This window comes from Flavobacterium terrisoli (assembly GCF_030167905.1).
Lineage (GTDB): Bacteria > Bacteroidota > Bacteroidia > Flavobacteriales > Flavobacteriaceae > Flavobacterium > Flavobacterium terrisoli.
Genome location: NZ_JARGNA010000006.1, coordinates 1 through 12,901, shown reverse-complemented (window position 1 = coordinate 12,901; position 12,901 = coordinate 1). Strand labels below are relative to the sequence as shown.

The 12,901-nt window shown below is 41.2% G+C and carries 7 protein-coding genes; all 7 read left to right on the top strand.

Annotated elements, in window-relative coordinates:
* Positions 1 to 2 precede the first annotated feature (2 nt).
* The gene (nuoL, locus tag P1K33_RS09100; protein ID WP_284652643.1) at positions 3 to 1,904 is read left to right on the top strand and encodes an NADH-quinone oxidoreductase subunit L; all 1,902 of its coding nucleotides are present in this window, start codon (positions 3 to 5) and stop codon (positions 1,902 to 1,904) included.
* A gap of 10 nt (positions 1,905 to 1,914) precedes the next feature.
* Positions 1,915 to 3,351, top strand: coding sequence for a complex I subunit 4 family protein (locus P1K33_RS09095; protein WP_284652642.1), 1,437 nt, complete (start codon positions 1,915 to 1,917; stop codon positions 3,349 to 3,351).
* A gap of 9 nt (positions 3,352 to 3,360) precedes the next feature.
* Positions 3,361 to 4,731, top strand: a complete 1,371-nt coding sequence (locus P1K33_RS09090; RefSeq protein WP_284652641.1) for an NADH-quinone oxidoreductase subunit N — start codon at positions 3,361 to 3,363, stop codon at positions 4,729 to 4,731.
* 106 nt (positions 4,732 to 4,837) lie between these two features.
* Positions 4,838 to 6,112, top strand: a complete 1,275-nt coding sequence (locus P1K33_RS09085) for a Y-family DNA polymerase (protein WP_284652640.1) — start codon at positions 4,838 to 4,840, stop codon at positions 6,110 to 6,112.
* 149 nt (positions 6,113 to 6,261) lie between these two features.
* On the top strand, positions 6,262 to 6,696 hold the full coding sequence (locus tag P1K33_RS09080) for a LexA family protein (protein ID WP_284652639.1): 435 nt from the start codon (positions 6,262 to 6,264) through the stop codon (positions 6,694 to 6,696).
* A gap of 356 nt (positions 6,697 to 7,052) precedes the next feature.
* Positions 7,053 to 9,572, top strand: a complete 2,520-nt coding sequence (locus tag P1K33_RS09075; RefSeq protein WP_284652638.1) for a T9SS type B sorting domain-containing protein — start codon at positions 7,053 to 7,055, stop codon at positions 9,570 to 9,572.
* Between the two features lie 116 nt (positions 9,573 to 9,688).
* A complete protein-coding gene (locus P1K33_RS09070; protein WP_284652637.1) occupies positions 9,689 to 12,712 on the top strand; it encodes a T9SS type B sorting domain-containing protein in 3,024 nt (1,007 codons plus the stop codon).
* The last annotated feature ends 189 nt before the right edge of the window (positions 12,713 to 12,901 follow it).

The following is a 12,901-nucleotide window of genomic DNA, read 5'->3' as shown; positions in this document are numbered from 1 at the left end:
GGATGGAAACAAATTTAGCTTTAGTATTACTCTTATCTCCATTTGTTGGATTTCTTTTCAATATTTTCTTTGGAAAAAAAGTGAGCAGAAATGTGGCCGGTGCTATCGGAACATTAACCGTAGTGGTTTCGTTCTTATTGAGCATCTGCTTTTTTGCCCAATTGAACCAAAACGGAAAACCATTTCAAATCTCTTTATTTGATTGGATTTCAGTTCATAATTTCAAATTAGACTTCGGGATTTTATTAGACCAATTGTCTTTATTGTGGTTGTTATTCGTAACCGGAATCGGCTCGTTGATTCACCTCTACTCTATCAGTTATATGCACGACGACGAGAACATGCATAAGTTCTTTGCCTATTTAAATCTGTTCGTATTCTTCATGATTACGCTGGTTGTTGGAAGCAACTTATTGGTGATGTTTATCGGTTGGGAAGGCGTTGGATTGTGTTCGTATTTGTTGATCGGATTCTGGTATAAAAACCAACCCTATAACGATGCCGCCAAGAAAGCTTTCATCATGAACAGAATTGGGGATTTAGGTTTCCTAATCGGAATGTTTATTTTGGCATATGCGCTTAACACACTCGATTTTGTTCAATTAAGCCATTTGATGTCTCCTAATGTTGTTCTTAAGAGTCCAGGCTGGACTTTAATGTCTGTTGCCGCTTTATGCTTGTTCATCGGAGCTTGTGGTAAATCAGCTCAATTACCTTTATACACTTGGTTACCCGATGCGATGGCTGGTCCAACACCGGTTTCGGCATTAATCCACGCTGCTACGATGGTTACCGCAGGTATCTTTATGGTGACCAGAATGAACTTCTTATTTGACTTACATCCGGAAGTACAAAATATAATTGCCATTGTTGGTGCTGCCACCGCTTTAGTAGCCGCTTCCATTGGTTTATTACAAAACGATATTAAAAAGGTATTGGCCTACTCTACCGTTTCCCAATTGGGATTAATGTTCCTCGCTTTAGGACTTGGAGCGTATAACGTAGCGGTATTCCACGTAATCACACATGCATTCTTCAAAGCGTGTTTGTTCTTAGGTTCAGGTTCGGTAATCCACGGATTGCATGGCGAACAGGACATGAGAAAAATGGGCGGTTTGCGCAAAGCCATGCCAATCACCTTCTGGACGATGATGATTTCGACCTTAGCGATTGCCGGTATTTTCCCGTTCGCAGGTTTCTGGTCAAAAGACGAAATCTTAATGGTGGCTTTTGAACACAATAAAGTATTATGGATTGTGGCTTCGATTGCTTCCATTATGACCGCATTCTATATGTTCCGATTGATGTACCTAACATTCTTCAAAGAATTCAGAGGCACCGAAGAACAAAAACACCATTTACACGAAAGCCCAAGTTTAATAACCATTCCATTGATCATCTTAGCGATTTTAGCGGTTATCGGTGGTGCGATTAACTTACCGGGAAGTATGTGGCTGAATCATTTCATGGAACCAATTTTAGCGGCGAAACACGAAGCGCATCATTTAGGAACGCAGGAATTTATGTTGATGGGAATCGCTTTAGCGGGCGCTATCGTGGGTATTATTTGGGCGAATGCCAAATACATCAAAAGTGGGTTTGTGCCAAAAGAAGATGTAGACATTACCGGTTTTTCAAAAACGGTATACAACAAATATTATGTGGATGAATTCTATACTTTCTTAATTGTGAAACCAATCAACGGTTTGGCTAATTTCTTCAGAACAACCTTGGAGCCAGCTTTAGGCAAAGTGGTTTTCAGTTTTGGAACTTTGGCTAACGGATTGGGAACACAAGGAAAGAAATTACAAAACGGAAACATCGGTTTATACCTTTTCGCCTTTGTGATTGGGGTTTGTGCCATCATAACTTATTTATTTATCACTACGCCTGTAGCGCAATAATTTTTACATAATGGATGTAACTACTATATTATTATTACTTCTTGTTGGTTCGATTGCCACATTTTTTGCCGGAGACAAATTGGCTTCTAAAGTCGCGCTGGTTTTCAGTTTGGGCGCTTTAGGCTTGTCTTTGTATTTACTCAACTTATTGACTCACGGAACGGACATCAGTTTCACGGGAAGTTGGATTGACAACCCAAAAGTAGCCTTAGCTTTCAAAGCCGATGGTTTATCAATGGCGATGGTTTTATTGACTACAGCCTTGACGCCGTTGATTGTTTTTTCTTCGTTTGGAAACAGTTTTGCCAACAGTAAAAACTTCTACGCCTTAGTATTGTTCATGTCTTTTGCGATGACCGGAACATTCTTAGCAGCAGATGGATTATTATACTATGTATTCTGGGAATTGGCTTTGATCCCGATTTACTTCATCGCTTTGATTTGGGGTAACGGTGATGCCGAAGAACGCAAAAAAGCGGTCTTGAAATTCTTTATCTATACGCTTGGAGGTTCATTATTCATGCTAATCGCTTTTGCTTATTTGTATTCAAAAGCCGGAAGTTTCCTTTTGGAAGATTTATACAAATTAGATTTAACCGCTACTGAAGAATGCTGGATTTTCTTCGCTTTCTTCTTGGCTTATGCCATTAAAATTCCAATCATTCCTTTCCATACCTGGCAGGCGAAAGTATACCAAAAAGCACCTACTGTTGGGACGATGCTGTTATCAGGGATCATGTTGAAAATGGGATTGTACAGCGTTATCCGTTGGCAATTGCCAATCGCACCAAATGCAGCTAAATGTTGGATGCCGGTTCTAATTGGATTGAGCATCGCCGGTGTAATTTATGGTTCGATAGTGGCTTTACGCCAAAAAGATTTAAAGAAATTATTGGCTTATTCATCGTTGGCACACGTTGGTTTAATTGCCGCAGGTTGTTATACTCTAACGCTTGACGGATTAAGCGGCGCGGTTTCGCAAATGATTGCCCACGGTTTTGTAATCGTAGGTTTGTTCTTTGCGGCTGAAATCATTTTCAGAAGATACGAAACCAGAACCATTGCCGATTTAGGTGGCATTCGTTCACAAACGCCTAAGTTCACTTCGATGTTTATGATTTTGGTATTAGCTTCTGTGGCCTTACCGGGAACATTCAACTTCGTCGGAGAGTTTACCGTGTTGTACAGTTTGAGCCAGGCCAATATCTGGTTTGCCGTTTTAGGTGGAACAACCATTATTTTGGGTGCTTACTATATGCTGAAAATGTTCCAGAATGTGATGTTGGGCGAAACCAACACCAAAGTATTCGCCGACGTAACCACCAGTGAAGCCATAACGCTTGTCGTTATCATCGCCTTTTTGTTATTCTTCGGATTGTATCCAAAACCGATAGTGGATTTGGTAACGCCAAGTTTAAAAGAAATTTTAACCAATATTAATAACTAAGTCCTACCAATGAATACATTAATTGCCATATCAGGTTTAGGTGTTTTTTGCCTTATCGCTGAAATCTTTAATTTAAGAAAGCTGTTAGTTCCGGTTGCGATACTTGGATTATTAGCGATTCTTGGACTTACCATTTCCGAATTCAACACACCGGCGTCTTACTACAACAACATGATTGCAGTAGATAAATTCTCGGTAGCATTCTCTAGCTTATTCATTGTGCTGACTATTTTCTTGGTAGCCTTAAGTGGAGATTTTTATAAAGACCATCAAACCAAACTATCCGATTTCATTTCGATTAAAATATTCCTTTTGGCCGGAGCCGTAGCGATGGTTTCTTTCGGAAACTTATCGATGTTCTTCTTAGGCATTGAAGTGTTGTCTATCGCGTTATACATCTTGGCTGCCAGCCGAAGATTAGACCTAAAAAGCAACGAAGCCGGAATGAAATATTTCCTAATGGGTTCGTTTGCTTCGGGGATTTTATTGTTCGGAATCTGTTTGGTTTACGGAGCGACGGGTTATTTTGACATCGCTGAAATCCACGATTTATCACAAGGTGCCGGATTACCGATTTGGTTTCCAATCGGAATCACTTTGATGATTATCGGGATGTTGTTCAAAATTGCTGCTGCGCCTTTCCACTTCTGGGCTCCGGATGTTTATGAAGGCTCACCTTCTATGACAACGGCTACGATGAGTACGTTGGCCAAAGTGGTAGCGATGGCCGCTTTATACAAATTGTTGAGCGGCATGACGACTTCATTGACACCAACTTTTGAAATGGTAATTGTGATTGTATCCATACTGTCAATGACCATCGGAAATATCATGGCATTGCGTCAGGATAATGTAAAACGTATGTTGGCTTTCTCGGGTATTTCACATGCCGGATTTATGTTGATGGCAATTTTAAGTTTAACTACAGCCGCAAGTACACTTTTATATTATACCGCAGCTTACGCCCTAGCCGGTATCGCTTCTTTTGCCGTAATCATTTATGTGACAAGAAACAAAGACAACGAAGGCATTGCCAACTTCAACGGTCTTGGAAAAACCAATCCATTGATGGCAGCCATCTTAACGGCTTCGCTCTTATCGATGGCGGGAATCCCGATTTTCTCAGGATTCTTTGCTAAGTTTATGTTGTTCAGCAATACGATCAAAGCGGGTTATTTATTCTTAGTGATTGTTGGGGTTATCAACTCAATCATCAGTGTAGGCTATTATTTCAAATTGATTTTGGCGATGTACACCAAAGAAGCAACCGAAGCAAAACAAGCAGTTCCGTTTGTGTATTACTTCGTAGCGGTATTGGCGATTCTATTAAACATCGCGATTGGAATCTATCCGTCATTTGTAACCAATTTATTGAACTAAATAAGTTCATTACTTCATTATACAGGAAACCATCAAGAGTCATTTTGATGGTTTTTTATTTATCAACATCCAACAAAAACTATCGACTATTGCGTAATTTTATACCATGTATGCTTTAGTCGATTGCAATAACTTTTACGCTTCGTGCGAACGTGTTTTCCAGCCACAACTGGTAGGGAAACCGATTGTTATTCTATCCAATAACGACGGCTGCATTATCTCGCGCAGTGACGAAGCCAAAGCACTCGGTATTCCGATGGGCGTGCCCGAATACCAGGTTCGACAGGAATTAAAGGAAAAAGGCATTCACGTTTTTTCTTCCAATTATCCTTTGTATGGCGATTTGAGTCATCGGGTAATGAAAATACTGGGCGGCTTTACGCCTCATGTTGAAGTCTACAGCATTGATGAAGCTTTTTTGAATTTTGACGGTTTCAAGTCTGATTTTGATTATAATGATTGTGGTCTGCAGATGAAAAGCCGTATCATGAAATGGCTCAGCATTCCGGTATGTGTCGGTTTTGGAGAAAGCAAAGCCTTGTCGAAAGTCGCCAATAAAATCGCCCGAAAGTTTCCCGAACAAACGAAAGGCGTCTATGTCATCGATACCGAAGAAAAACGCATCAAAGCCTTAAAATGGACCAAGATTGAAGACGTTTGGGGTATTGGTTTTCGGCTAAAAAAGAAAATGAAAGCCAAAGGCATCAACACCGCCTATGATTTTACATTGCCGCAATACGAAAGTTTTATCAAAACCACTATGGGCGTAACCGGACTTCGCTTGCGACTGGAGCTTCAGGGCAAACCGGTATTGGAGCTGGATGATCCAACAGTCGACAAGAAAAGCATTGCCATCACCCGCATGTTCAAATACAAGCTTACGGATTATAACGAAATCAAGGAACGGGTTTCTACTTTCGCGACTGTTTGTGCCGAAAAACTGCGAACGCAAAAATCCTGTTGCCACAATATCGTCGTGCTTTTAATCAAAGACAAACACCACCGAAATGACGGAGGCCGAATCTATTTCAGTGAAATGGTAACACTTCCCTTTGCCAGTAATTCGAGCCTGACCATCAGCAATGAAGCCATTAAACTTTTGAAAAGATTGTATGAAAAAGGCGAGCGTTATTCCAAAGCAGGTGTCATTGTAACCGGATTGATTCCCGAAAATCGAAAACAACTGCATCTTTTTGAAGAGGAAAATCCAAAACATTTAAAACTCATGAAAGTGATGGATGACTATTATCAAAAGACCGGCGAACGCAAAATACGCTTGGGCAATCAGGATTTACAGCATACCTGGAAAATGAAACAAGACCATCTGTCGAAAAGATACACCACTGAGTTTAAGGAAATACTGGAAATACAATGTCGATAAAACAAACACCATCACTTCGAGTGTTTTTGGCTCTTGAAAGCCGTTAGAAAAAATAATATTTTTGCCAAAAATGTATCGAGAAGTTTTGGCTTTTTGAACTGTTCTCGATACAATTCCAATACCTCGGAATCACTCGAACTGACGAATCTATGATAAAACGAAATAACCTTATTTTTTTCACTCCGGATGTGGATGCGGCAATGGAAATTCCCTATTTCGCCGGCGGTATCAAAGCCGGTTTCCCTTCACCTGCCACCGATTTTGAAGGAAGCCAAATTAGTCTCGACAAAGTACTGGTCAAAAACTTTGAAGCCACTTTCTATGCCAAAGCTTCGGGAACTTCTATGATTGGCGCCGGTATTGATGATGGTGATATTATGGTCATCGACCGAAGCCTGGAACCCGGAAATGGCAAAATTGCGGTTTGCTTTATCGACGGAGAATTCACCGTAAAACGCATCAAAATTGAAAAAGACGCGGTCTATCTGATGCCGGAAAACCAAGACTTCAAACCCATCAAAATCGAAGAAGAAAACAAACTTATCATTTGGGGTATTGTGACCTATGTCATCAAAAGTGTGTAATACTATCGATTTCCCTTTTTCCTACTTCATTCCATTACAAATTGAGAATTTTGAACTCACAAACCCAAAATTGAGCCTCTATTTTTACGGTTGTTGTGTAAAGGTTTTAACAACAATAACACACATTTTTCTCTAATTACCTGAAAAAAAACCAACGAAAACGTTTGAACCAACTTAACATTACTACAACATTGGGCATAAAACGTCAAAACTCATCAGACAAAAGTTAAAACAATAAATAATTATTTGTTGTGTTGTTTAATGAGAAATAGGAATTGTATAGTTTTTATATCATATAATTTAAATATGTGTAAAAAAACATATAGTATTTTTATAATCTACAAATTTTATAAATTATGAAAAGAGAATTGCACTACTTTTTTAGAAAAACACCTTTATTATTCTTTTTGCTGCTTGTAGGAAGTATTAATTCAAACGCACAGATACTAACCAATGGTGGTTTTGAAACTGGCGGTAGCGGTGTTGGATTTATGGTACATGACTATACTTTGATTAATCCTCTTACCGGAACCAGCAATCCTGGCCAATATGCCAGAACAACCAATCCGGCTTTAATGAATTCCACATACAATGTGGGAGGAGATCACACTACCGGAACCGGTAATATGTTAGTTTTTGACGGATCACTTTTGGCTAACAGATTCTTTTGGACCACAGGAAATACCGGTGGTGCTATTGGAGGATTTACAGCTGGAACCACTTATACTTTCAGCTTCTGGATTAAATCTGTTTCCAATGCGGTAACAACAGATGATACCACCAGAGCAAGTATTGGTGCCTTTTTTGTAAATGCCAATAATATAAACCCCGCCAATTTAAACACGCTTGCTCCTCTGCCTTCGGAAGGTTGGGTAAGAATCGCTTATTCGTTTGTGGCGACTGCCAACAATGTAATGGTGCGTTTAAAAACCAATAATGCAGGACCGATTGGACATGATTTTGCGGTAGACGACTTTTCTATCGTGGAAGGCGGACTTCCATTTGTCGGTTCCTATACTTCAACCAATCCAACTTGTCCAACCAGTCTTGATGGCTCTATCACCGTTAACCTAACGGGTGGTACTTTGCCTTATACCGCTTATGTCTTAACCGGTACAACGACTCAAACCAACAACAATGGAATCTTTACCGGTTTAGGAGAAGGAACCTATAATGTAACGGTTTCAGATTCTGCCGGTCAACAATATACTCAAACAGGCATTGTACTGACTGCTCCAAACAATTTAGTAGTGAGTGCTCCGGTAACGATATGTTCCGGAAGTTCAACTACCTTAAGCGCAAGCGGAGGAACGGGTTCCTATAACTGGACAGCCAGTCCGCCTGATGCTTCTCTTACCAATCCGAGTGGTGCTTCGCAAACAGTTAGCCCAACACAAACCACCACTTATACGGTGACATCAGGATCTGTTTCTTCACCGGTGAATCTGATTCAAAATGGGGATTTCTCTCAGGGAAACACTTTATTCGTAACAGAATATACACAGGTAGATGACCCGAACCCGTTTGGTGTTCAAACTTCTTATAATATCGTTACAAATCCGGCGGCATGGTTTGCTCCTTTCTCTTCTTGTGGTGACCACACAACGGGTAGCGGAAATTTAATGGTATTTGACGGATCAACAGACCCAACAGGAAATACAATCGCCTGGAGCAATCAAAACCCGGTTAATGTAGTGCCTAACACCAATTATACTTTTTCTTATTATGTAGCTTCAGTATCTCCAGATAATTTGGCCCGATTGGAAGTATTTATCAATGGCGTTTCCCAAGGAGCACCATTAACCGCTCCGGGAGCCACTTGTTTGTGGACTCAGGTATCATACAACTGGAATTCAGGCGCAAATACCACTGCAAACATGGTAATCTACGATAGAAATTTTGTAGACTACGGAAATGATTTCGCTTTAGATGATATTACTTTTAAGGAAACGGTAACTTGTTTGTACCAACAAACGGTAACGGTAACGGTAAATCCAGCTACTACGCCAACGTTCAATCCCGTAGCTCCGATTTGTGCGGGTCAAACATTGAATGCCTTGCCAACCACTTCCACCAATGCAATTACAGGAACCTGGTCACCAGCCTTGAATAATATGGCGACAACCACTTATACCTTTACGCCAACAGCCGGACAGTCTTGTGTTTCAAATGCAACCTTAACCATAACGGTAAACCAAAATGTAGCGGCCACTTTTGATCCTGTGGCGCCTATTTGTTCAGGTACCGCTTTAAGTGCATTGCCAACAACATCAACCAATGGTTTTACAGGAATCTGGTCACCGGCTTTAGACAATACAACAACAACCACTTATACCTTTGCGCCAACAGCCGGACAATGTGCTTTGGGTTCAACCCTTACCATAACGGTAAACCCGGCACCTCAATTTGCAATAACCGAAGGATGTGATGGTGTAAGCTATACGCTGACTGCCGATGAAATCAATACAAACAATCCACTTTATGCTTGGTTTGACCCGGCAGGTACTCAAATCGGAAACGGTGCTGAAGTGGTGATTTCAACTCCCGGAATATATGAGTTAGTATTAACCCAAGGCGGATGTAGTGCTCAGGAAACCATCAATGTCCTTTCACCGACTTGTGGAATCCAAAAGGGAATTTCTGCCAACAATGATGGTCTGAATGACAATTTTGATTTGGAAGGTTATAATGTAAAACAACTGAAAATTTTCAACCGCTATGGTTCGGAGGTTTATTCTAAAGCCAATTACGAAAACGAATGGTATGGTCAATCGGATAACGGTGACGAATTACCGGACGGCACTTATTATTTCGTAATCGATTTTGACGATTTAAAAACCGAAACCGGCTGGATCTATATCAACAGAGTCCAATAATTAGTAGCCTTTTGCCCTTATTGCCCCAATTTAATTTAATAACCTAAAACCAAACCAATCGGTTCACAAAGAAAAAGAATCCTATAGGACCTAATTTTTAGTTCTATTCCAAATAAATGAATCACTATAAAAAAATATTCTCCTTTTTGCTTTTATTGCTGTCTGCCACCGGGTATTCCCAACTAGGATTCTGTGGCGGAAGTAAAGGTGATCCTATTTTTAGTGAAAATTTTGGTAACGGAACCAATTATGGTCCGGCTTTGCCTGCCGGAATCACCAATTATTCTTTTGTCGTAGGCAATCCAAATGACGGAAGCTATACGTTGTATTACCGAACCAATTTATACAGCACCTGGCATTATTCATTAGACCATACGCCCGATGCGATGAATGGAACCAACGGAAAGGCTTTGATTGTCAATGCAAATGCCAGTACTACGGGTGATTTTTACAAAAGAACCGTTACCGGATTATGTGCCAATACTACTTTTGAGTTTTCGGCCTGGCTGATGAATATTTACAATCCGGGTTCGGGATTTTGCGGAGCCGGTGAAATCCCTATCAATGTTCGTTTTGAAATCTGGAATGATACCGAAACAGTACTGTTAGGTTCAGGAAATACAGGAAGTATCATGGGAAGTGCCGCACCGCTTTGGCAGCAATTCGCCTTGGTTTTTACCACTGTTAGTGAAACCTCAGTCGTACTGAAAATGAAAAACAATGGTTTGGGTGGCTGCGGAAACGATTTGGCCATCGACGACATTGAATTCAGGTCTTGTGGTGATTTAACAACCATTACAAGCCCATCGGTTGTTGGGGATACTTTTGTTACCTGCCAAACCCCAATTTCGATAGCATTACAGGCGGTTACCGCCGGAGTTGGACCTTATTTTTACCAATGGCAATCGAGTACAAACGGCGGCATCTGGACCGATATTCCGGGCGAAACCCATGCAAACCTCACCACTCCAAGCTTAAGCACTACAACCTATTTCAGAACCAAGATCGCACAGGACATCGCCAATATAAACAACCCGTTTTGTTCTACCCTATCAAACGTATTTACCGTTTCTTTTTTGGCACAACCCACAAACAGTGTCAGCAATGGGGACCAAACCATTTGCAGCAATCAATCCATCCCGGCACTTACAGTTACAGCAACTGCCGGAAACGGAGTGAATTGGTATGACGCTGCAACCGGTGGCAATTTATTATTAGCCAATTCAACCTCATTTACACCAACGACTCCCGGGACTTATTATGCCGAAACATACAACACAAGTTCAAACTGTATCAACAGTACCAGAGTGCCTGTTAGCCTTACCATTATTTCCCAACCGACAGCGGCCATCTCCGGAACCAATTCGGTTTGCACCGGAAGTACCGCCGTGATTGCCTTTAACGGAACGCCAAACGCGATTGTGACCTATAATATCGATAGCGGTTCCTATCAAACCATCACTTTAAACGCTAGTGGTTCAGCTACGCTTACGACTCCGGCTTTGACCGCAAACAACACTTATCATTTGGTTTCTGTTGCTTTGAACACCTGTAGTGCAACCTTAACCGGTTCGGCTGCAATCACGGTGAATTCAACGGCAACGGCTTCCGTTTCCGGAAATACTTCGGTTTGCAATGGTGGCAATGCAACGCTCACGTTTAGCGGAACCGCAAATGCTACCGTAACTTACAACATCAATAGCGGCGCGAATCAGACTGTCGTTTTAAATGCTGCAGGAACAGCCACTGCGGTGATTTCAAATATAACTTCCACCACGGTTTGTAACCTGATCAGTGTTACTTCAGCCGGAGCAAACGCCTGTACGCAATTGCTGTCTCAATCTTTTACTATATCAGTTGTCGCTTTACCAACAGCAACCATCAGTGCGAATCCAACAGCAGTTTGTGCCAACCAAACCAGTACCATCAGTTTTACCGGAACGGCTAATGCCATCGTGACTTATACGGTTAACGGCGGTGCCAATCAAACGATAACCTTAAACGCCTCGGGTCAGGCTTCTGTCACTACACCAAATATTACCTCAAATACCACTTTTCAATTAGTAAGTGTCGCCCTTTCGGGAACATTGGGTTGTAGCCAATCGGTTTCCGGTTCGGCAACTGTTTCGATAAACCCAACACCGATTGCCAATTTCACCGGAAGCTTAAATTATTGTTCGGGTGAAACCACCGCGATTACCTTAACTGCGGACATTGCCGGAACTACCTTTTCATGGACGGCAACCCAAACCGGAGTTACAGGTTCCACATCGGGAACAGGAAATCAGATCAATCAAACATTAACCAACAACAATACTGCAAACGGCACAGCAACTTATATTGTCACGCCTTTCTATAGTGGCTGTGCTGGTCTTCCGATAACCATAAATGCCACCGTTTATCCTATCCCAAAACCTACGATTGCCGACGGTGTAATTTGTTTGAATAGCGGAAGTACGCCTTCATCACAATTCCACACCCTAACGACTAATTTGTCTCCGACACAGTATAGTTTTGTGTGGTATTTTGAAGGAGCACTTATTCCGACTGCTCACAATAGTTTTTACAATGCTTATCAGATCGGAACTTATTCTGTCATAGCAACACACCTTGTATCGGGTTGTGTTTCCGATTTGGCTTTTGCCGAAATAACCGAATCCAGTCAGGGTGAAAGTTTAATCATTGATCAGTCTTCTGCTTTTAGTGACAACCCAAGAATTGTTGTTACGGTTGTCGGTGGTGACGGTCCGTTTCTATACCAATTGGATGGCGGTGAATTTCAATCCTCCAATATCTTTACGGATGTATCCTCAGGAACACACACGATTACCGTTGTAGATGATACCTATTGCACCAACTTATCCACCACGGTAACCATCATCAATTATCCTCATTATTTTACACCCAATGGCGACGGCATTCATGAAACCTGGAATATCAAAGGCGTCAATGGCAATGCACGAATCATCATTTTTGACCGCTATGGCAAAATACTCACCCAAATCAGTCCGAGTACGCCCGGTTGGGACGGAACCTATAACGGACATATGATGTTTGCCGATGATTATTGGTTTACCATTGAGTATTTGGAAAACGGCAGCGAGAAAACCTTCAGGGCACATTTTACTTTAAAAAGATAACCACTAAAACAGACAAACCAACCATGAAACAAAACCACACGAGCACAATAGGACAAACAAATTTGGATTTAAAATAAAACACAACAAAATGAAGAAACTATATTTCATTGCAGTATTAGCTTTAGCAGTAACAGAGTTAAGAGCACAGCAAGATCCTCATTACACGCAGTACATGTATAACATGAGTGT

What these genes read in the sequence shown, in the direction of transcription:
- P1K33_RS09090 (WP_284652641.1), top strand. Translation starts at nt 3,361, where the DNA reads ATGAATACATTAATTGCCATATCAGGTTTAGGTGTTTTTTGCCTTATC.
- P1K33_RS09085 (WP_284652640.1), top strand. Translation starts at nt 4,838, where the DNA reads ATGTATGCTTTAGTCGATTGCAATAACTTTTACGCTTCGTGCGAACGT.
- P1K33_RS09095 (WP_284652642.1), top strand. Translation starts at nt 1,915, where the DNA reads ATGGATGTAACTACTATATTATTATTACTTCTTGTTGGTTCGATTGCC.
- P1K33_RS09080 (WP_284652639.1), top strand. Translation starts at nt 6,262, where the DNA reads ATGATAAAACGAAATAACCTTATTTTTTTCACTCCGGATGTGGATGCG.
- P1K33_RS09070 (WP_284652637.1), top strand. Translation starts at nt 9,689, where the DNA reads ATGAATCACTATAAAAAAATATTCTCCTTTTTGCTTTTATTGCTGTCT.
- P1K33_RS09075 (WP_284652638.1), top strand. Translation starts at nt 7,053, where the DNA reads ATGAAAAGAGAATTGCACTACTTTTTTAGAAAAACACCTTTATTATTC.
- nuoL (WP_284652643.1), top strand. Translation starts at nt 3, where the DNA reads ATGGAAACAAATTTAGCTTTAGTATTACTCTTATCTCCATTTGTTGGA.